The sequence below is a fragment of the Nocardioides sp. YJ-D4 genome (assembly GCF_054031495.1).
The window spans coordinates 2837022-2856825 of the sequence record NZ_CM132932.1 but is presented as its reverse complement, the minus strand read 5'-3'; the positions used below and the strand labels follow the sequence as shown (position 1 = coordinate 2856825).

Below are 19804 nucleotides of genomic sequence, written 5' to 3'. Positions count from 1 at the left end.
CTCGTGACTCTTCCCACCACCATCATGACCGAGCGGCTGACGCTGCCGTTGTGGACCCGCGCCGATGTCGAGGCGATCCGCGATCCCGACGGCGGGATCGGGCGCCCGCAGAGCTGGCACCCGCAGTTCCCGCGCGAGGACGACCGCGACGCGGCGACGATGTGGGTCGAGGGCGACCGATGGAGCTCCCGCTACATCATGCGCAACGGCACCGTGCTCGGCTCGATCGGCTTCTTCGGGCCGCCCGAAGCCGCTCCTGACGGCACCCCGGAGACCGAGGTCGGCTACGGCCTGATCGAAGAGGCACGCGGGTGGGGTTTCGCGACCGAGGCGCTCAAGGGTCTGCTGGCGTGCGCCGACGAGGAGGGCGTACGCATTCGGGCCGCTGTCGAGCCCACCAACGCAGCCAGCCTCCGAGTGCTCGCCAAGTGCGGGTTCACCGAGCTGCGTGGCGCCGACGAGGACGGGCATCTGGTGATGGCCAGGCCGGTCCCCGGTGGCAGAATGGAAGAATGAGGACGCCGAAGCTCGTCGCCACCGACCTCGACGGCACCCTGGTCAGAGCGGACGGTTCGGTCTCGGACTTCACTCGTGGCGTGCTCGTGAAGCTCGAGGAGATCGGCGTGCCGGTCATCTTCGTGACCGGACGGCCGCTGCGCTGGACCCGCGAGCTCTTCGAGCACATCGGCAGCGTCGGGCTGGCGATCGTCTCCAACGGAGCCCTGGTCTGGGACGTCGCCGCCGACCAGCCCCGGCTGACCCGGCTGATCGAGCCGGCCCTGACCGCCGAGGTGGCGGCCGCGCTGAAGGAGAGCGTGCCCGGACTGGTCTTCGCGACCGAGTCGCTCGAGGGGTGGTCGTGCGAGCCCGCGTTCGCGACCCACACCGCCGACGCCCTCCGCCCCGCCAGGCGCGTCGCGTCGATCGAGGAGCTCGCCGACGAGCCGCTGATCAAGCTGCTCGCCCGCCGTGACGACCACGACGACGCCGACGAGCTGCTCGCTGCAGCGGCCGCCGTCGTCGGCGATCGCGTCAACGTCACCCACTCGTCGTTCCCGCTGCTCGAGATCAGTGCTCCCGGGGTCACCAAGGCCTCCACGCTGGAGCTGGTCTGCACCGAGCTCGGCATCTCCGCCGCAGACGTGATCGCCTTCGGCGACATGCCCAACGACCTGCCGATGCTGACCTGGGCCGGCACCTCGTACGCCATGGCAGACGCCCATCAGAGCGTGGTCGCGTGCGCGTCGCACCTGGCCCCCGGACACGAAGATGACGGTGTCGCGCGGGTCCTGGCTGGAGTCTTCGGCCTGTGACTGGTTTGATCTTCGCCATGCGCCGCGTCCCCCAGTTCCTCGCTGCCCTCGCTCTCGCGGTGACAGCGGTGGTCATGACGAGCCCCGCACCCGCCTCGGCAGCCCCGGTCACGGCTCCTGCGAAGTGCCCGGCCTTCGAGCTCAGCGACGCGGTCAAGGAGCCGCTGGTCTTCCACGCACGGGTGACCGGCCCCGGCAAGGCCACCAAGAAGGGCGGCCCGGTGGTCTACCCCGTGACCGTCGTCAAGGCGCTCAAGGGCGTCACCAGCGGCAGCAGCCTCGAGGTCGCGCTCAACCCCGGCGTGTGCCAGAAGAAGTCGCTGACCGCCAACGAGGACTACTACTTCTTCGCGCAGAAGAAGGGCGACACGATCCTCGCCGCCGGCAGCGCCCCGCGCGTCGAGGAGTACACCGACAAGCTCCAGGCCGAGATCGCCAAGGAGTTCCCCGAGGTGATCGCCCCCGAGCCTCAGCAGGTGAGCTTCAGCGAGCCCGCGTCTCCCGAGGGCCAGAAGCTCGTCGAGGTCGCCGCCCCGGGCGTCGTACTCGTCGTCGTCGGCCTGCTCGGCCTGATCATCGTGATGATTCTCGGGCGACGGAAGGCCGCGTAATCGGGGTCGTGGGCTCAGCCTCCGGCGCCCACCCCGGCGGCCGGAAGGCGTAGCTCAGCTTGAGCCGCCAGCCGTCGGCGCTGCGTACGTCGTTCCAGAGCTCACGGAACGCGCCGTACTCCAGCCGGAGCAGGTTGTAGGTGTCGACCTTGTAGGTCAGGCCGTACGTCGGGCGCTGCCGCTCGGGCTGGAACGTGCCGAAGAGGCGGTCCCAGACGATCAGGATGCCGGCGTAGTTCTTGTCCAGGTACTCCGGGTCGGAGCCGTGGTGGACACGGTGATGGCTCGGGGTGTTGAAGACGAGCTCGATCGGGCGCCAGAGCTTGCCGATCGTCTCGGTGTGCACGAAGAACTGGTAGATCAGGTTGATCGAGAAGGCGATGTAGATCGCAGCCGGTGAGATGCCGAGGAACGGCAGCGGCAGGAAGAAGAAGAACTCGAACCACGGGTTCCACTTCTGTCGCAGCGCGGTCGCAAACGTCATGTACTCGCTGGAGTGGTGCGCCTGATGGGCCGCCCAGCCGACTCGGGTCCGGTGCACGAACCGGTGGTTCCAGTAGTAGGCGAGATCGACGACCACGACCGAGATCGCCAGGCCCCACCACGTCTCCGGGATCTGCCACAGCGACGCGTAGGCGAAGATCGCCGCGTAGACCGCGAAGGTCAGGACCTTGAACACGGTCATCGACACGATCGAGCCGAGGCCCATCAGGATCGAGGTGCGCGCGTCCTTGAAGACGTAGCCGGCCAGGTTGTCGTCGTGGTCGAGCCATTTCAGCGCTGCCAGCTCGATGAGGATCGAGATCACGAAGAACGGGATCGCGTACGTCAAGGGGTTCTTCAACGGGTCGAGCATGTCGTTCATGGGGGACCTCCCAGGGATATGACCTTGGAGTAAGTTACCTCAAGGTCATATGCCACCGCTAGACTCTTGGTCATGTCACGGGCCAACGCTGGAACCAAGGGCGTCCCGCGCGCCGATCGCGAGCTGCAGATCCTGCGAGCCGCCTGCCAGGCCTTCGGCACCGTCGGGTTCGCCAAGGCGTCGGTCGCGGCGATCGCCGCCGACGCCGGCATCTCGAAACCGCTGGTCTACCAGTACTTCGGCTCCAAGGAGGGCCTCTTCCTGGCCAGCTTCAACTACGGCGCCGAGACGCTCGCCGCCGAGATGGAGCGGGTCGCCGCCGACGACTCGGTCGGCGTCGAGCGTGGTCTGCGCACCCTCGACGGGCTCTTCCGGACGCTCGAGCCGCAGCCGTGGCTGTGGCGGCTCCTCTTCGACCCGACGGCGCCCGACGACGGCGAGGTGGCTGCCGCCCGCGCCGTCTACACCGACCGGATCACCCGTCTCGCCGTCGAGGGCGTCGGCGAGCTGATGCGGCTCGTCGGTGACGACGATCCTCTCGACGCCTCCGCGCTGACCGCCGTCTGGATGAGTGCGGTCGATGCGCTGATCACCTGGTGGCTCGACCATCCAGGGGTCACGCCCACTCAGATGACGGAGCGATGCCATCGGCTGATCATCGCGATCTCCGGTGCCGCGCTGCCCGCAGCGGAACCCAGTAGCCTACGCGCGTGAGTATCGGCAGAGACCTCCAGTCCGCGATCTTCCGCAAGGGCCTGTTCGGCCGCCGCCCCGTGGTGCCGACCGAGCCCTCGGTGCTCGCCGAGGCTGCCCAGCGGGCGATGAGCAAGGAGGCCTGGGCGTACGTCGACGGCGGAGCCGGCCAGCAGCGCACCGTCGCCGCCAACACCGCCGCCTTCGACCACTTCCGGCTGGTGCCGCGCATGCTCACCAACGTCGAGAGCCGCGACCTGCGCACCACGCTGTTCGGTGTGGACATGCCGGCGCCGCTGATGCTCGGCCCGGTCGGCGTGCTCGAGCTCGCCCATTCCCGCGCCGAGCACGAGGTCGCCGCGGCGGCCCGCGCGACGGGCATCCCGATGGTGATCTCCACCCAGGCGTCCGTCCCGATGGAGGAGGTCGCCCAGGACCTGGGCGACACGCCACGGCTCTACCAGCTCTACTGGTCGAAGGACGAGACGATCGTCGAGTCCTTCGTACGCCGCGCCGAGGCCATCGGCTCCGACGCGCTGGTCGTCACCCTCGACACCCACATGCTCGGGTGGCGTACGCGTGATCTCGACCTGGGCTATCTGCCCTTCGCCCGGGGGCTGGGCATCGCTCAGTACACCTCCGACCCGGCCTTCCGCGCCCTCGTCGCGGCCCGGCTCGCGGACGGGAGCGGAACGAGCGTGCGACCTGGGCTCCGGGAGATCCCCTCGGCCCTCACCGCGGTCGCCTCGATGGCCCAGCACCATCCCGGCAAGCTCGTCGACAACCTCCGCTCCGGTCATGCCCGAGCCGCGGTCGAGACCTTCCTCGACGTCTTCTCCCGCTCCGACCTGATCTGGGACGACCTCGACCGGCTCCGGGAGATGACCGATCTGCCGATCGTGCTGAAGGGGCTCCAGGCGCCCGAGGACGCCCGCCGCGCGCTCGAGCACGGCGTCGACGGGATCATCGTCTCCAACCACGGCGGCCGCCAGGTCGACGGCGCCATCGCCTCCATCGACGCCCTGCCGAGCATCGTCGACGAGGTCGACGGCCGCATCCCGGTCCTCTTCGACTCCGGCATCCGCTCCGGCGCCGACATCCTCAAGGCGCTCGCCCTGGGTGCCGACGCGGTCCTCCTCGGCCGCCCCTACGTCTACGGCCTCGCCCTTGCCGGCGCCGCCGGTGTCCAGGCCGTCATCGAGCACATGATCGCCGAGCTCGACCTCTCCCTCGGCCTCGTCGGCTGCCGCTCGGTCGACGAGATCGGCCGCGAGCTCCTCGGCTGAGTTCGAATGAGGCTGGGAGCGCGCCGGGACGCGCTCCCAGCCTCACAGCCGGATCAGATCGTCTTCGCGTACGACGTGATCGTCTTGGAGGTGTACCCCGTCCGGGATCCGATCACGGTCACGGTGACCTGCTTGCCGTTCCAGGCCTTGCGGAGGAACAGCGAACCCGACGTGCCTCGCTTCACGACCGTTCCGTTGATCTTCCAGACGTACGTGACCGACGACGGCGACGGCGACCAGGTGCCGCGCACCGCGGTCACGGTGTGGCCGTACTCGACGGTGCCCTTGAGGTAGGGGCGCGGAGCGGTGAACGTCCCTGAGACGACCGTGGCGGTCTTCGCGCTGGTCACCGTCTTGGTCGTGTAGCCCGATCGTGCCCCGACCACGCTCACCGTGATCTGCTTCCCCTTGGCCGAGGCCGGCACGACCAGCTGGTTCGAGGTGCTCGACTTGATGGTGGTGGAGCCCGCCTTCCAGACGTACGTCACCGTGCTCGGTGTCGGCGACCAGGTGCCCCGTGACGCGGTCAGCGTCCTGCCGACCTTGGCGGTGCCGCTGATCGTCGGCGTCGGCGCCACGAAGACCCCGACCACCTTGACGACCTTCGTCGTCGACCATGCCGGCGCGCCGGGGAAGGCTCGGTAGGTGTAGGTGAGGGTGTGAGAGCCGACGGGAAGCTTCTTCGCCGGAAGCGTCACCGACTCCGTCCGGGCGTCGAACGTCGCGGTGCCGAGGACGGTCGACCCCTCGCTGACGGTGGCCTGGCCGTACGGTGTCGCCGCGTCCGCGCTGAGCGTGATCGCGGAGGTGTAGGTGCTTCCGTAGCCGTAGGAGGAGCCGCCGCTCACCGTGATCGCGGGTGGGGTCGCCACGACCGTGTCGCTGCTCGCCACGTCGAAGACGTAGCTCGACGTCTGACTCCAGTTCCCGGCACGGTCGACGGCGCAGGCGACGACGCGTCCCTCCAGGTACACCGCACGCGCGTCCGGGGTGTAGGAGAAGCCGGTCGTTGCGGTCGCCGGGACCGAGGAACCGGTGCCGCAGGATGCGCTCGAACCGCCGGAGATCCGGTACGTGCTGACGTCGGAGCCGCCACCACTGATCCAGAAATAGCCGGGGATCCCGGCGCCCCCGCGGGGTTCGTCCGCGACGTAGACAGCCTCGCCGCCGACGACCGGGGTGATCGTGGGCGGCGCCGGATCGGTGCGGTCCACCCCGAACGTGCAGTGCGCGGAGCCGCCCACCTCGCCGTAGCCGTCCTGAGAGGTCACCCAGAGGTCGTACAAGGCTCCGTCCGCAAGCAGCTCGGGCGGGATCGACACGGCGATGCGCGCATCGGCGTACTGCTCCGTGGCGGTGCGCTCGAAGAGTGGCGTGCTGCTCTCGGGGGACTGACCCGCCGGGAAGACCTGGAAGGTCGCGGTCACCTTCTCGCCACCGCCGTGGTGCGGGACGTCCGGATCAGCGACGTACGCACTGGCGTAGACCTCGCTGTTCAGCCACTGCGGCGTCGAGGTGCACGACCGGGTGCCTGGGTAGAACTCGCCGACCTGGAGGTTCACCGGCGCCGCGGGGGCGCGGTTGAAGGTGATGCGCAGGGCGCCGCTCTTGACCTGATTCCAGCCGCAGGACATGCAGGTCTCGTCGGCTGCCTTGAGGCCGAGCGTCAGGGAACCGTCACCGGACGCGGCTCGCTTGGCGAGGTCGGTGGCGTCGAAGCCGAAGTAGCCGTTCCATGCCGGCGTGCCGCCGCAGCCGCTTGCGGCGTACGTCTTGACGGCCGTGGGGCTCTGCGACCAGTCGGCGTCCTGGTAGAGCTCGAGCGCGCCCGGTCGGCAGGTCTCCTCGTCCACCCAGGCGAGGTCGGCGCTCACCTGGAACGTCGCCGACACGATGTCCTCGGGGGAGAGCTCCGCCAGGACGTTCTGGTCGAAGTCCCAGACCATGCGCTGACTCGAGGGCGTCTCGTCGCAGGCGTCGATGATCACCGTGCCGTAGTCATCCTCGGGGGCGACCTCGGCCGGGTCGCAGAAACCGACCCAGGTTCGGTCGTCGAACTGGTCGAAGGTCGTCGAACCGGTGAGGGAGTTGTGGACGGTGCCGCTGGTGGCGTACACGGTCGTCGGGACGATGGGGAGGGGATCGTCGGCCGAGGTTTCAGCCGTTGCCGGTGCCGGGACCAGCGTGAGAGCCGCGCTCATCACGCCGGCCGCCGTTGACGCGGAGATCAGCGCAATCGTGCGCCGATGTAGAGACATGTGTGCTGCCTTCGAGACGGGTCAGCGCCGACCATGGCGCTGCCGAGGTGGGGACGAAGCCGGGCGACCCTGAGCGGATACCCCATGAGGCGTCCTCGCGCCGGACCGGCGGAATCTAGCATCAGCGGCGCGCGCTGTCCGGCGGTTGGTGTTGAACCCGCGGTGAGCAGGGACACGCCTGGGTAGCGCCAAGTTCATACTTTATGAGGGGGCGCGATCTGAGGACCCCACTTACGATGCAAGTGATGAACCCGCAATCTCCGCCAGACATCGTCGTGATCGGCGGCTCCAACATGGATCTCCACGCTCGGGCGCACGAGCAGGTGGTGATGGGTTCGAGCATGTCCGGATCCGCCGGCCTCTCGCCTGGCGGGGTGGGTCGCAACGTCGCGGAGAACCTCGCCCGGCTGGGTGACTCGGTCGCGTTGGTCTCGGTCGTCGGCGACGACCCGATCGGCGACGAGGTGATCAGCTACACCGAGGACGTCGGCGTCGACTGCACCTACGTCCGCCGCCGGGCAGACGTACGCACCGGCACCTACAACGCCGTGCTCGACTCCTCCGGTGAGCTGGTGGTCGCGGTGGCGGACATGGCCGCGACCGACGAGTTCTCCCCGCTGGTCGTGGAGGCGGCCCGCGACCTGATCAAGAACGCTCGCGGTGTGCTCGTCGAGGGCAACATCCCGGTCCGCACCGCTGACGTGGCGATCGACCTGGCCCGCGAGTTCGACGTGCCCGTCGTGTTCGACCCGGTGTCGGTGCCGAAGGCGAGGCGGGCGCGCGAGCTGATCCGGGCCGACCGCGAGCTCTATCTGGTCACGCCCAACCAGGCCGAGCTGGCCGCTCTGACCGACCTGCCCGCCGGCACCGATGCGGAGATCGAGAAGGCCGTCCACTCGCTGCACGACCGCGGTGTCGGCGTCGTCTGGGTGCGCCTCGGCGCACGCGGCTCGGTGATCAGCTACGGCGACATCTATCAGGAGCTTCCCGCCGTGCCGGCCGACGTCGTCGACGTCACCGGCGCGGGCGACGCGATGCTCGCCGCGTTCACCCACGAGCTCCTCCGGGACGTCGACCTGGTCGCGGCGGCCCGGTTCGGGCACGCCGCGGCAGCGCTGACCTGCGGCACCCACGACACCGTCCGGATGGACCTCAGCGAGAGCCTCGTCCGGGAGCTGGTGTGAAGGTCCGGCTCACCGAAGAGGTCGGGGTCGCGCTCGCAGAGGGCCGCCCGGTCGTCGCGCTGGAGTCGACGATCATCAGCCACGGCATGCCCTATCCCGACAACGTCAAGATGGCCACCGAGGTCGAGCAGATCGTGCGCGACAACGGCGCCGTCCCGGCCACGATCGCGCTGCTCGACGGCATCCCTCGTGCCGGGCTGTCGCCCGACGACCTGGAGCTCCTCGCCTCCGACCCGGACGTCACCAAGGTCAGCGTCCGCGACCTCCCCTACGTCGTCGCCCGCGGTCTCCACGGCGCGACCACGGTCGCGGCCACCATGCGCCTGGCGGCCATGGTCGGGATCAGGACGTTCGTGACCGGTGGGCTCGGCGGCGTACACCGGGGCGCGGCGACGTCCTTCGACATCTCCGCCGACCTGACCGAGCTCGCCCGCACCCAGGTCGCGGTGGTGAGCGCCGGCGTGAAGTCGATCCTCGACATCGGGCTGACCCTGGAGACTCTGGAGACCTACGGCGTGCCGGTCCTGGTCAACGGGAGCGACGAGTTCCCGGCCTTCTACTCCCGCAGCTCCGGGTTCGCGGCGCCGCTGCGCATCGACGGACCCGGCGAGGCTGCCGCGGTCATGAAGTCGACCTGGGAGCTCGGCCTCCCCAGCGGCCTGGTCGTCGCCAACCCCGTTCCGGCCGCCGACGAGATCCCCGCCGAGGTGATCGGGCAACACATCGACCACGCCCTCGCCGACGCCGAGGCCCGCGGCATCCGAGGCAAGGAGATCACCCCGTTCCTGCTCGCCAGGATCGTCGAGCTCACCGGCGGCGACTCGCTGGCGACCAACATCGCGCTGGTGCGCGACAACGCAGCCTTCGGTGCGCAAATGGCCGCATCGTACGTCGCCGCATGACGAACGATCACCACTCGTTCACCCCGGCGACACCGCACGTGGCCTAACGTCTCGCCTACCTATGCGTTGATCCTCCCGTGACCGATAGCCCCCACATTGGCCCGACGATGACGGCCCCATCGAGGCGCACCTTCCTCAAGGCCGGCCTGATCGGTGGAGCCGGTGTCGTCGCCGGCCCGATGCTGTGGACGCAGGCGGCCAGGTCGGCCGCTCCGGCCACCGGCGTACATCTGTCGTACGGTGCCAACCCGGTCAAGCAGATGAACGTCTCCTGGTCGACCGCCGGGTCAGTGCAGGCGCCGCGCCTCGATCTGGGCGTGACGCCCGACTACGGACTCACCCTCCGACCCGAGTCGCTCTCCTCGATCCGGGTCGACAGCGTCTACCACCACGTCGACCTCAGCGACCTGCGACCGGGCACGCGCTACTACTACCGGCTCAGCCACGACGGGGGCACCGCGACCAGGGGCTCGTTCACCACCGCCCCGAAGACCACGGGGTCCTTCCGCTTCGCCGCCTTCGGCGACATGGGCGTCGCCGAGGACGCCGCGCGCAACGTGAGCCTGATCCGTCAGCAGCGCGCCGAGTTCGCGTTCGTCGTCGGTGACATCGCCTATGCCGACACCGGCGGCCAGGGCAAGAGCGGAGAGCAGCAGCAGGACTTCGGTGTCTGGGACGAGTTCCTGACCCAGATCCAGCCCAGCGCCAACGCCATCCCGTGGATGACCGTCGTCGGCAACCACGAGATGGAGAACGGCAACGGCGAGCTCGGCTACGACGGCCACCGCGCTCGCTTCCGTCACCCCGGCAACGGTGCCGGCGGCGGACAGGAGACCTACTCCTTCGTCCGCGGCAACGTCGCCTTCATCGCCCTCGACGGCAACGACGCGACGTACGAGTACACGCGGAACGCGGGCTACCTCGGCGAGACGCTCGACAGCTGGCTCGAGGAGCGGCTGGCCACGTTCCGGGCCCGCAACGACATCGACTTCATCCTGGTCGGCTTCCACCAGTGCGCCTACTGCACCAACATCGCGCACGCCTCGGACGGCGGCATCCGCGACCGCTGGGAGGCACTCTTCGACCGCTACCAGGTCGACGTCGTGATCAACGGCCACAACCACTGCTACGAGCGCACCCACCTGATGCGCGACGGCAAGCCGGTCCAGGAGGCGCCGCGCGGCGCCACGGTCAGCACCAACGAGGGGACCATCTACATCACCGCCGGCGGCGGTGGCGGCTCGACCTATCCCGACGTTCTCCCGGTGCTCTCCTACTACACGGACAAGAACGGCCTGAAGATCCCCGAGCCCACGACCTACCGCGCCGTCGGCGACGCGACCCACTCGGTCGCGTTCTTCGATGCCCACCCGCGCGACGCCCACGGGACGGCGAGGCTGGACCTCGAAGTCATCGCCACCGACGGCTCCGAGGTCGACACGCTCACCATCGCTAGGACGCGCTGATGCGCACCCAATTAGAGTTGATGCGCGTGGGGGGAATCAGAAGGAGGAAGCCGAGGTTGCTCAGCGTCGTCGTGCCTGTCTACAACGTGGCCGACTACGTCGCCGACAGCCTCGACAGCATCCTTCACCAGCCGTTGCGTGAGGTCTGTGCCATCGAGGTGATCGTCGTCGACGACGGCTCCACCGACGGGTCGGCCGAGATCGTCAAGGGCATCGCCGCGAACGACTCTCGGGTCACGCTGATCTCCCAGCCCAACTCCGGTGTCTCGATCGCGCGTCACACCGGGATCGAGGCCGCCACCGGTGACCTGCTCACCTTCGTCGACCCCGATGACATCCTCCCCCGCGACGCCTGGAGCACGATGGTGAAGACGCTGCGGCGTACGGGCTCCGACTTCGTCGTCGGCTCGGCCGAGCGCGTCACCCTCGTGAACGGCGAGGAGCGGAGGTACGTCACCCCGCTGATGCGCCGCAACCACACCCGGACGCGTCTCAGGTGCCGGATCGAGGACGCCCCGCTGATGCTCGCGGACGTGTTCGTGTGGAACAAGGTCTTCCGGCGCTCCTTCTGGACCGACAACGAGATCACCTTCCCGGAGCGCACCCGCTATCAGGACCAGGTGGCCCTGACCCAGGCATTCTTGGCCGCCAGGAGCTTCGACATCCTCAGCGAGGTCGTATACGACTGGCGGGTCCGCTCCGACCTCTCCTCCGCGACCCAGAAGCGCGCCCAGATCGCCAACCTGCTCGAGCGGATCACCACCAAGCGCCAGACCGTCGAGCTGGTGGCCGGCTCGGGCTCGGCGAAGCTGATGCGCACACTGCGCACCGAGATCCTCCCGATCGACATGTGGGAGCACTTCCGTGCGGCCGTCAACCCCACCACCGAGGACCCCGACCGCTACTGGTCGCTGCTGCGCGGCGCCGTCCTCGAGTTCTGGTACGACGCCGGCGTCCCTTTCGAGGAGACCACCGTGCCGCGTGGCCAGCGCCTGATGGCCTGGCTGGTCTCGCAGGACCGCCGTGACGACCTCGCCGCCCTCATCGAGACGATCGACGAGCGCGGCCCGGCGAGGGGCATCGAGGCGTTCGCCGCCGCGGAGGACCTGCCCGTCGGGCTCTGACCGCTCGGGATCCAGGCGGCCCCGCAGAAGCCCTGGGGTGTATAACACGGCCCTAGTGGCTCAGGGACCTAAGACCTGCGATATACCCAGATGCGTAGGCAATTGAGCGATTCCCGTTGCACGCGTGTTCCCCGGGGGGCAGGGTGTGGGGACCCCTACGTCATTGCTTCGAGGAGCCCCCTGAATGCCCAGCGTCGAGCTGTCGGCCGGTCCGATCGATTTCGAGGATACCGGCGGTGATGGCCCCGTCCTCGTACTCCTCCACGGAGTGCCGATGGACGGCCGTCTGTGGCGCCGTGCGCTGCCCTACCTCGGTGGCTTCCGGGTGATCCGGCCGACGCTGCCGCTGGGTGGTCACCGGCGGCCGATGCGGCCCGACGCGGACCTCAGCCAGCAGGGTGTGGCGAACATCCTCGGCGACTTCCTCGACGCGCTCGACCTCCACGACGTCACCCTGGTCCTCAACGACTGGGGCGGTGGCCAGTTCCTCATCAACGCCGACCGCACCGACCGCATCGCGCGGATGGCGCTGGTGGCGTGCGAGGCTTTCGACAACTACCCGCCCAAGGCCGCCAGGCCGCTGGCGGTGCTCTCGAAGGTGCCGCCGCTGTTCACCGCCGCGCTGCAGCTGCTCCGCATGGAGAGCTTCCGGCAGGCGCGCGGGGGCTACGGCGGGATGTCGGTCGACAAGAGCTACCACCTCTACGACGACCTCGTTCACGGCTGGTTCGCGCCGGCGCTGACCGACCGGGCGATCCGCCGCGACTTCATCAAGTTCGCCGGCGGCGCTCCTGGTCGTGACAAGCTGCTCGAGCTGGCCGAGGGCCAGCAGAAGTTCACCAAGCCGGTGCTCGTCGTCTGGGCCGATCAGGACACGATGATGCCCGCCGAGCACGGTCCGCGTCTGGCCGCTCACTATCCCGACGCGCGGCTGGAGATCGTCAAGGACTCCTCCACGCTGGTTCCGATCGACCAGCCCGAGCTGCTCGCCGGGCTACTTCGTGAGTTCGTGCTCGGTGGTCGCGGCCCGGTTGACCCGGTACGCGAGGAAGCTCGGGACGAGTAGCGCGCACAGCGCGATCCCGAGCAGATTGAGCAGGCCACCTCCGGTGGTCGCGATCGCGGTGCCGACCACGGCCGCCGCGCCTCCGTGCAGGACGTCGGCGACCCGCGGGCCACCCGCGACGACAACCGTGAAGACCCCCTGCAGCCGGCCGCGTACGTTGTCGTCGGCCGCCGACTGCAGGATCGACATCCGGATGGCCGCGGAGGCCACGTCGGCGGCGCCGGCGACCATCATGAAGAACACGGCGAGCCCCAGCATCAGCATCGTGGTGCGCTTGTCCACGGCGAGATCCGCGAACCCGACGGTGAGCCCGAACAGGGTGATCCCGAGGGCCCACACGCCGATGCAGTAGATGACGACGCGGCCCTGCGCCTCGATCCGCGAGACCCAGCCGGAGAAGATCCCACCGATCACCGCGCCGGCCGGGATGGCCGCGAAGAGCAGCGCGAACGCGATCCCGCCCTCCGAAGGACCGCCGAAGGACTCGTGGGCGATCTGCGGGAACAGCGCCCGCGGCATCGCGAAGACCATCGCGATCAGGTCGACGACGAAGCTCATCATCAGCACCGGCTGATGCCGCAGGTAGGCGAACCCGTCCCACACCGAACGCAGCCCGGGAACCTTCGAGCCGGCGCCCTCGACCGGGATCCTCGGCAGCAGCACGACCGCGTAGAGGGTCGCGAAGAGGGTGACGGTGTCGATGGCGTACAGCCAGGTGAACCCGGTGAACGGCAGCATCACGCCGGCGACCAGCGGTCCCGCGATCGCGCCGGCCTGGAAGACCGTCATGCTGAGCGAGTTGGCGGCCGGGAGCAGGTGCGCGGGGAGGATCTTGGGCAGCAGCGAGTTCCGGGTCGGCTGGTTGACCGCGAAGAAGGCCTGCTGGACCGAGAAGAGGCACAGCAGCAGCCAGACGTTGGTGTTGCCGGCTGCTGCCTGGAGCCAGAAGAGCGCGCTGGTGCCGATCAGTCCCGTGGTCGAGACCATCAGGATCGTACGCCGGTCGAAGTGGTCCGCGAGCGCGCCGCCGTAGAGGCCGAAGACGATCAGCGGGACCAGTCCGAAGACACCCGTCAGCCCGACGTACGCCGACGAGCCGGTGTCCGCGTAGATCTGGGCAGGCACCGCGACGACGGTCAGCTGGGCGCCGATCATGGTGATGATCCCGGCGATCCACAGGCGCCGGAAGTGCGGCTCGTGGAGGGGGCGCGTGTCGGCCACGGCGCCCTTGAGCTTGGCGGTGATGCTCATCGCTGTGCGGTCGTCGACATGGTTACCAATGCTAAAGGAATGAATTTACCTGGAGAAATTCCGATGAGAGGTGTCGGATCGGGGTGTAGACGTTCGTAGCAAGGGTGAGAGGCGGTCACCGAGGCCGTCCGACACGAAGGAGTGAGCACCATGGCCAAGTACCTGATGTCTGTCTGGGGTCCCGACTCGGACTACGAGAAGGAGAACTACGGCTACGCCTCGCAGGAGGAGATGATGGCCTCGTTCGAGGCGACCGGGAAGTTCAACGACAAGCTCCAGCAGGAGGGCTACTTCGTCTTCGCCGACGGCCTCGATGCCGCCAAGACGGCGACCGTCGTCGACGGTCAGGGCGAGAAGCCGGTCATCACCGACGGCCCCTATGCAGAGGCCAAGGAGTACATGGCGGGCTTCTGGATCATCGACGTCCCCGACCTCGATGTCGCTCTCAAGCTTGCCGCCGAGGCCTCCGCGGCCTGCCTGGGCAAGGTCGAGGTGCGCCCGATGCAGACCGGCCCCGAGGCGTGAACCGCTGTTGACGGATATCGACGCGGCGATCACCCGGACCCACCAGGAGGAATGGGCCCGGGTGGTCGCCAGCCTCGCCAAGCGCTTCGGCGACCTCGACATCGCCGAGGAGGCCGCGGCCGAGGCGTTCACGGTCGCAGTCGAGCGCTGGCCGCTCGATGGCGTACCCCCGAACCCGGGCGCCTGGCTCACCACCACCGCCAACCGCCGCGCGATCGACCGGATCCGCCGCGAGTCCAAGCGTGACGACAAGCAGAAGGAGGCCGTCGCGATGCACGATGACACCCCGCACGAGCCTCTCGGCGCCATCGAGGACGACCGGCTCCGGCTGCTGTTCACCTGCTGCCACCCCGCGCTCGCGCCCGAGGCGCGGATCGCGCTGACGCTGCGTATGGTCGGCGGCCTGACCGTGCCCGAGATCGCGAACGCCTTCCTGGTCCAGGAGACCACGATGGGCCAGCGGATCACCCGCGCGAAGACCAAGATCAAGGCCGCCCACATCCCCTACCGGGTCCCCGAGGCTGCCGACCTCCCCGAGCGCGTCTCGGGCGTCCTGGCCGTCCTCTTCCTGGTCTTCAACGAGGGCTACCTCTCCTCCGGCGACCACGAGAATCCCGTACGCGGCGACCTGACCCTCGAGGCCATCCGGCTGACCCGGCTGGTCCGTGCCCTGCTCCCCGACGACGGCGAGGTCGCCGGCCTGCTGGCCCTGATGCTGCTGATCGAGGCGCGGCGTACGGCACGGATCTCGGCGACCGGCGAGCTGGTCCGGCTCGACGAGCAGGACCGCGGCTCGTGGGATCTCGCGCTGATCGCCGAAGGCCATGCACTGGTGCGCGAGCGGCTCGAGGTCGTCGCCAACGGCGGCCCGCGACCCGGGCGCTACCAGATCCTGGCCGCCATCAACGCGGTCCACACCTCGGTGCGCGACGCCCGCGACACCGACTGGTCCCAGATCGTCGCGCTCTACGACCAGATGATCCGGGTCGACGCCTCGCCGATCGTCCGCCTCAACCGGGCGATCGCCGTCGCCGAGCTGGACGGCCCCGAGGTCGCGCTGGCCGAGATCGACCGGCTCGGCCTGGACGGCTACCACGCCTTCCATGCCACCCGAGCCGATCTGCTGCGCCGCCTCGGCCGCAGCGGCGAGTCCCGTGCGGCGTACGACAAGGCCATCGAGCTCGCCGAGAACGCCGCCGAGGTCGCGCTGCTGACCAGGCGCAGGGACCAGCTGGGTGGAGGGTGATTTGCCGTGCTGTTGGGGTAGTCCGGGAGCGAAATGCCTATTACTCGTCGGTAAATAGGCAGTTCGCTCCCGGACTACCCCTACGACGGTGTCGGATCGGGACACTCGCGTTCGTAGTACAGGTAAGAGGCGGTCATACCGGAGACCGCCCGGAGACGAGGAGACGATACGCATGCCCGAATACCTGATCGTGTTCAACGACGAGTGGGTTCCCGAGCACACGATGGAGGAGCTCGAGAAGAAGCGCGACACCTCGATGGCGGTGATCGAGGAGATGAAGTCCGCAGGCGTCTACGTCTACGGCAACGGAGCCCTCGACGCCTCGACCGCGCTCTTCAGCGTCGAGGCCAAGAACGGCGAGCCGGTCTTCACCGACGGCCCGTACGTCGAGACCAAGGAGCACCTCGGTGGCTTCTGTGTCATCGAGGCCCCCGACGAGGACGCGGCGCGCCACTGGGCGGGGCGGCTGACGGTCGCGCTCGACTGGCCGCAGGAGGTCCACCGGTTCCCAGACATGTTCCCGACGGAGGAGTGAGCATCGCACCTGGACGCTTCGCCGAATCTCGGCGGCGAAGCGTTTCAGGTCGTGGCAGGCTTGCCGCATGACGCCAGAGCCGCTTGCCCTGCCCGAGACCGAAGCCGCGGAGAGCTGGGTCAAGGAGCGTACGTCCGCGACCCTGACCCACGTGCGGGAGCTGGCCGAGAAGCTGCGGACCGCGCCGCCGAGCGAGGCGACCGAGGTGCTGAACGCCTGGGACGAGCTGTCCCTGAAGCTCGGCTCGCTCGGTGGCCTGGCCGGCCTGCTCGCCAACGTCCACCCCGTCGAGGCGGTCCGCACGGCGTGCGAGGACACCGAGGTCGAGGTCGACCGGCTGCGCACCGAGCTCACCCAGGACCAGGCGCTCTACCGCGTCTTCGCGGACCTCCCCGCCGACCAGACGGACGCCCTCGACCCGCTGGCCAAGCGGCTCCTGGAGAAGACGCTGCAGGACTTCACCCGTGCAGGCGTCGACCGCGACGACGCCACCCGGGCCCGGCTCACCGAGATCAACGAACGCCTCACCGAGCTCAACCTCGAGTTCTCCCGGGTGACCCGGGACGACGTACGCATCACCCTGGCCACGCCCGAGCAGCTGGACGGGATGCCGGCCGACTGGCTGGAGGCGCACCCGGTCAACGACAAGGGGCTCGTGGAGATCACGACCGACTATCCCGACGCGCTTCCCGCTCGGATGTTCGTGAAGGATCCCGCGATCCGTCGCGCCGTCACCGTGGCCTCGCTCGAGCGCGGCTGGCCGCACAACGAAGCGGTCCTGAAGGAGATGTTCGCGCTGCGTCACGAGCTGGCCAACCTGGTCGGCTACGAGGACTGGCCGGCCTTCGATGCCGCGGTGAAGATGATCGGCGAGGGACCGGCGATCCCCGAGTTCATCGACAAGATCGCCGGCGCCGCCGAGGGGCGGATGAAGCGCGACCTCGAGGTGCTCCTCGACCGCTACGACCGCGACGTCCCCGGCGCCAGCGCGGTCTCGGCCGCCGACGCGCTCTACTACGAGGAGCTGGTGCGGCAGGAGAAGTACGACGTCGACAGCCAGGTGGTGCGTACGTTCTTCGACTTCGCGAAGGTGCACCAGGGTCTGCTGGACGTCACCGGCCGGCTCTTCGGGCTGCGCTACGAGCCGGTCTCCGACGTCGTCACCTGGCACGAGGACGTGAGCGTCTTCGACGTCTATCAGCAGGACGGCGACGAGCCCCTCGGCCGGATCTATCTCGACCTCCACCCCCGCGAGGGCAAGTACAAGCACGCGGCGCAGTTCGACCTCGCCCCCGGCGTGAAGGGCCGGCAGCTCCCCGAGGGCGTGCTGGTCTGCAACTTCTCCCGCGGCCTGATGGAGCACGACCACGTGGTGACCCTCTTCCACGAGTTCGGCCACCTGATCCACCACGTGCTCGGCGGGCAGGGCGAGTGGGCGCGCTTCTCCGGGGTCGCGACGGAGTGGGACTTCGTCGAGGCGCCGAGCCAGATGCTCGAGGAGTGGGCCTGGGACGCCGACGTACTACAGACCTTCGCCACCAACGCGGCCGGCGAGCCGATCCCGGCCGACCTGGTCGCGCGGATGCGGGCCGCGGACGACTTCGGCAAGGGCTACCACGCCCGGCAGCAGATGTTCTACGCCGCGATCTCCTACTGGTTCCACAAGGAACAGCCCGACGACCTGACCAAGCGGCTCGAGGAGCTCCAGGCGGCGTACTCTCCCTACCCCTATATCGAGGGCACCCACTTCTTCGCCAACTTCGGCCACCTGGGCGGATACTCCTCGGCCTACTACACCTACATGTGGTCGCTGGTCATCGCGAAGGACCTGTTCAGCGCCTTCGACCGGGACAACCTGTTCGACCCCGAGGTCGCCGGCCGCTACCGCGATCTGGTGCTCGCCCGCGGCGGCGAGAAGGACGCCGCCGATCTGGTCGCCGACTTCCTCGGCCGGCCCTACTCCTTCGATGCGTACGCGGCCTGGTTGGTCTCTTAGGGCTCGTTTCACCCTGTTCGATACATAGGGCGCCACATTGTAAATCCTTTGCTTATTTGCGTCCGCTGGAGCGCCAAACTTGCGTCTGGGTCGCATCTGGACGAACGTCGGGACTAAGCAGAGGTGCCTGTTGCGCGCATCACTCGGGCTGCTCGTCGATCTCAGGCACCTTCTCAAGAAACCCTATTGAGGGGAGAGACAATGGATGCCATAAAGGACATCGACTGGGTGAGTCTCGGCAGCAAGGTGCTCGCCGCGATCGTCATCCTGGTGGTCACGTGGATCATCGCGAAGATCGTCGCTTGGGCCTTCGCGAAGCTGACCTCGAAGATCCCGGTGCTCCAGAAAGCCGGAAGTGATGGCGACAGCATCGGCAAGAGCCTCGGTTCCGTGGCTGCCCTGTTGGTGTGGCTCTTCGGTCTGATCGCGCTGCTGGACCTGTTCGAGCTCAGCTCTGTGCTGACGCCGATCCAGGGCCTGCTCGACGGTGTGATGGGCTTCCTGCCCAACCTGATCGGTGCGGTCTTCGTCTTCATCGTCGGCGCGCTCGTCGCCAAGGTCGTCCGCCAGCTCGTCGAGACCGCGCTCGGCGCGGTCCCGTTCGACAAGTGGATCGGCAGCGGCAGCAAGCTCTCCGGCCAGGTCGACCAGACGGTCGGCGTGGACACCACCGCCGACCCGTACGACGCACAGGCTGCGCGCCCGGGCACCGCCGCCCAGATCGTCAAGGTCATCGGTCTCGTGCTCTACGCGATCATCATGATCGTGGTGGCCATCGCCGCTCTGCAGATTCTCGGGATCAACTCGATCTCGCGGCCCGCCGAGCTCATGCTCGCCATGATCCTGGCCGCGATCCCGAAGATCATCGCCGCCGCGATCCTGCTCGGCATCGGAGTGGTCATCGCCCGCTTCGCCGCCGACATCCTCGGTCAGCTAATCGACGGCCTCGGCTTCGACCAGGCCCTCCACTCCATGGACGTGCTGCCGCAGGGGCAGAGCGCTACCCCGATCGTCACCAAGGTGATCCAGATCGGCATCGTGCTCTTCTTCGCCGTGATGGCGGCGCAGATGCTGGAGTTCCCGCAGATCACCGCGTTCATCGCCGAGGTGCTCGAGCTGGGTGGCAAGGTCATCTTCGGTGGCGCGATCATCGCCGCCGGTGTCGTGATCGCCTCGGTGCTCGCGAAGATCGTGCCTGGATCGGCCTCGCAGATCCTGAAGTACGCCACGATCGTGCTCTTCGTCGCGATCGGGCTGAAGTTCATGGGTCTCGCCGACTCGATCATCAACCTCGGCTTCGGTGCCGTGGTCGTCGGTGGTGCCGCTGCCGCGGCGCTCGCCTTCGGTCTCGGCGGTCGCGAGGCTGCCGCCCGGCAGCTGGAGCGGCTCCAGGCCGAGAGTGCCGCGCGTTCGGCTGCTACGCCGACCGCTCCGAACCCGACGCCGCCGCAGACGCCTGGCGTCTGATCGCACTCACGACCCT

Annotated in this window: 18 protein-coding genes; 15 read left to right on the top strand and 3 right to left on the bottom strand. The window is 68.6% G+C overall.

The features are described 5' to 3' along the window. Positions 1-3: 3 nt before the first annotated feature. Genes ACW14X_RS13570 through ACW14X_RS13560 form a run of 3 tightly spaced genes read left to right on the top strand, consistent with a single transcriptional unit; the run spans position 4 to position 1924 of the window. A complete protein-coding gene (locus ACW14X_RS13570) occupies positions 4-516 on the top strand; it encodes a GNAT family N-acetyltransferase (RefSeq protein WP_457165907.1) in 513 nt (170 codons plus the stop codon). Next, the gene (locus ACW14X_RS13565) at positions 513-1313 is read left to right on the top strand and encodes an HAD family hydrolase (RefSeq protein WP_160025928.1); all 801 of its coding nucleotides are present in this window, start codon (positions 513-515) and stop codon (positions 1311-1313) included. Before ACW14X_RS13570 ends, ACW14X_RS13565 begins: the two co-directional genes overlap by 4 nt. After that, positions 1310-1924: a hypothetical protein gene (locus ACW14X_RS13560; protein WP_160025927.1), complete on the top strand. Its 615-nt coding sequence runs from the start codon at positions 1310-1312 to the stop codon at positions 1922-1924. Before ACW14X_RS13565 ends, ACW14X_RS13560 begins: the two co-directional genes overlap by 4 nt. Here ACW14X_RS13560 and ACW14X_RS13555 read toward each other — a convergent pair. Next, the gene (locus ACW14X_RS13555) at positions 1887-2789 is read right to left on the bottom strand and encodes a sterol desaturase family protein (protein ID WP_457165906.1); all 903 of its coding nucleotides are present in this window, start codon (positions 2787-2789) and stop codon (positions 1887-1889) included. The genes ACW14X_RS13560 and ACW14X_RS13555 overlap by 38 nt on opposite strands. A 72-nt stretch (positions 2790-2861) precedes the next feature. On the opposite strand from ACW14X_RS13555, the gene ACW14X_RS13550 reads away from it, so the two are divergent. Then, positions 2862-3503, top strand: a complete 642-nt coding sequence (locus ACW14X_RS13550; RefSeq protein ID WP_160025925.1) for a TetR/AcrR family transcriptional regulator — start codon at positions 2862-2864, stop codon at positions 3501-3503. Further along, on the top strand, positions 3500-4768 hold the full coding sequence (locus tag ACW14X_RS13545; protein WP_457165905.1) for an alpha-hydroxy-acid oxidizing protein: 1269 nt from the start codon (positions 3500-3502) through the stop codon (positions 4766-4768). The genes ACW14X_RS13550 and ACW14X_RS13545 overlap by 4 nt, the downstream gene beginning before the upstream one ends. Before the next feature lie 53 nt (positions 4769-4821). Here ACW14X_RS13545 and ACW14X_RS13540 read toward each other — a convergent pair whose 3' ends face one another. Next, entirely contained in the window at positions 4822-6969 is a 2148-nt protein-coding gene (locus tag ACW14X_RS13540) for a hypothetical protein (protein ID WP_457165904.1), read from the bottom strand. 302 nt (positions 6970-7271) lie between these two features. On the opposite strand from ACW14X_RS13540, the gene ACW14X_RS13535 reads away from it, so the two are divergent. The 5 genes from ACW14X_RS13535 to ACW14X_RS13515 all read left to right on the top strand — a co-directional run bounded on the left by ACW14X_RS13535 (position 7272) and on the right by ACW14X_RS13515 (position 12768). Continuing rightward, on the top strand, positions 7272-8210 hold the full coding sequence (locus ACW14X_RS13535) for a carbohydrate kinase family protein (protein ID WP_400469180.1): 939 nt from the start codon (positions 7272-7274) through the stop codon (positions 8208-8210). Then, positions 8207-9112, top strand: coding sequence for a pseudouridine-5'-phosphate glycosidase (locus ACW14X_RS13530; RefSeq protein WP_457165903.1), 906 nt, complete (start codon positions 8207-8209; stop codon positions 9110-9112). The genes ACW14X_RS13535 and ACW14X_RS13530 overlap by 4 nt, the downstream gene beginning before the upstream one ends. 107 nt (positions 9113-9219) lie before the next feature. Beyond that, positions 9220-10578 (top strand): purple acid phosphatase family protein, encoded by a 1359-nt coding sequence (locus ACW14X_RS13525; RefSeq protein WP_457165902.1) that lies wholly within the window; start codon positions 9220-9222, stop codon positions 10576-10578. Continuing rightward, positions 10578-11702, top strand: coding sequence for a glycosyltransferase family 2 protein (locus tag ACW14X_RS13520; protein ID WP_457165901.1), 1125 nt, complete (start codon positions 10578-10580; stop codon positions 11700-11702). The genes ACW14X_RS13525 and ACW14X_RS13520 overlap by 1 nt, the downstream gene beginning before the upstream one ends. Positions 11703-11886: 184 nt before the next feature. Beyond that, complete coding sequence (locus tag ACW14X_RS13515) at positions 11887-12768, top strand: alpha/beta fold hydrolase (protein ID WP_350717907.1); 882 nt, start codon at positions 11887-11889, stop codon at positions 12766-12768. Here the strand turns inward: ACW14X_RS13515 and ACW14X_RS13510 are convergent. Then, positions 12697-14019: an MFS transporter gene (locus ACW14X_RS13510; RefSeq protein WP_457165900.1), complete on the bottom strand. Its 1323-nt coding sequence runs from the start codon at positions 14017-14019 to the stop codon at positions 12697-12699. The genes ACW14X_RS13515 and ACW14X_RS13510 overlap by 72 nt on opposite strands. A gap of 150 nt (positions 14020-14169) precedes the next feature. On the opposite strand from ACW14X_RS13510, the gene ACW14X_RS13505 reads away from it, so the two are divergent. From ACW14X_RS13505 to ACW14X_RS13485, 5 genes are all read left to right on the top strand, one after another. Beyond that, positions 14170-14544, top strand: a complete 375-nt coding sequence (locus tag ACW14X_RS13505; RefSeq protein WP_160025918.1) for a YciI family protein — start codon at positions 14170-14172, stop codon at positions 14542-14544. Positions 14545-14551: 7 nt separating this feature from the next. Next, a complete protein-coding gene (locus ACW14X_RS13500) occupies positions 14552-15790 on the top strand; it encodes an RNA polymerase sigma factor (protein WP_457165899.1) in 1239 nt (412 codons plus the stop codon). A 172-nt stretch (positions 15791-15962) separates the two neighbouring features. Beyond that, positions 15963-16325, top strand: a complete 363-nt coding sequence (locus ACW14X_RS13495) for a YciI family protein (protein ID WP_457165898.1) — start codon at positions 15963-15965, stop codon at positions 16323-16325. Positions 16326-16392: 67 nt separating this feature from the next. Then, a complete protein-coding gene (locus ACW14X_RS13490; protein ID WP_160025915.1) occupies positions 16393-18321 on the top strand; it encodes a M3 family metallopeptidase in 1929 nt (642 codons plus the stop codon). Between the two features lie 201 nt (positions 18322-18522). Further along, positions 18523-19788, top strand: a complete 1266-nt coding sequence (locus tag ACW14X_RS13485) for a mechanosensitive ion channel (RefSeq protein WP_160025914.1) — start codon at positions 18523-18525, stop codon at positions 19786-19788. Positions 19789-19804: the final 16 nt, after the last annotated feature.

Bases quoted from the DNA above. Each gene is read 5' to 3' on its own strand.
- ACW14X_RS13535 (WP_400469180.1), top strand. From the start codon at position 7,272: ATGAACCCGCAATCTCCGCCAGACATCGTCGTGATCGGCGGCTCCAAC.
- ACW14X_RS13555 (WP_457165906.1), bottom strand. From the start codon at position 2,789: ATGAACGACATGCTCGACCCGTTGAAGAACCCCTTGACGTACGCGATC.
- ACW14X_RS13565 (WP_160025928.1), top strand. From the start codon at position 513: ATGAGGACGCCGAAGCTCGTCGCCACCGACCTCGACGGCACCCTGGTC.
- ACW14X_RS13525 (WP_457165902.1), top strand. From the start codon at position 9,220: ATGACGGCCCCATCGAGGCGCACCTTCCTCAAGGCCGGCCTGATCGGT.
- ACW14X_RS13515 (WP_350717907.1), top strand. From the start codon at position 11,887: ATGCCCAGCGTCGAGCTGTCGGCCGGTCCGATCGATTTCGAGGATACC.
- ACW14X_RS13540 (WP_457165904.1), bottom strand. From the start codon at position 6,969: ATGAGCGCGGCTCTCACGCTGGTCCCGGCACCGGCAACGGCTGAAACC.
- ACW14X_RS13550 (WP_160025925.1), top strand. From the start codon at position 2,862: ATGTCACGGGCCAACGCTGGAACCAAGGGCGTCCCGCGCGCCGATCGC.
- ACW14X_RS13505 (WP_160025918.1), top strand. From the start codon at position 14,170: ATGGCCAAGTACCTGATGTCTGTCTGGGGTCCCGACTCGGACTACGAG.
- ACW14X_RS13510 (WP_457165900.1), bottom strand. From the start codon at position 14,019: ATGAGCATCACCGCCAAGCTCAAGGGCGCCGTGGCCGACACGCGCCCC.
- ACW14X_RS13495 (WP_457165898.1), top strand. From the start codon at position 15,963: ATGCCCGAATACCTGATCGTGTTCAACGACGAGTGGGTTCCCGAGCAC.
- ACW14X_RS13485 (WP_160025914.1), top strand. From the start codon at position 18,523: ATGGATGCCATAAAGGACATCGACTGGGTGAGTCTCGGCAGCAAGGTG.
- ACW14X_RS13490 (WP_160025915.1), top strand. From the start codon at position 16,393: ATGACGCCAGAGCCGCTTGCCCTGCCCGAGACCGAAGCCGCGGAGAGC.
- ACW14X_RS13520 (WP_457165901.1), top strand. From the start codon at position 10,578: ATGCGCACCCAATTAGAGTTGATGCGCGTGGGGGGAATCAGAAGGAGG.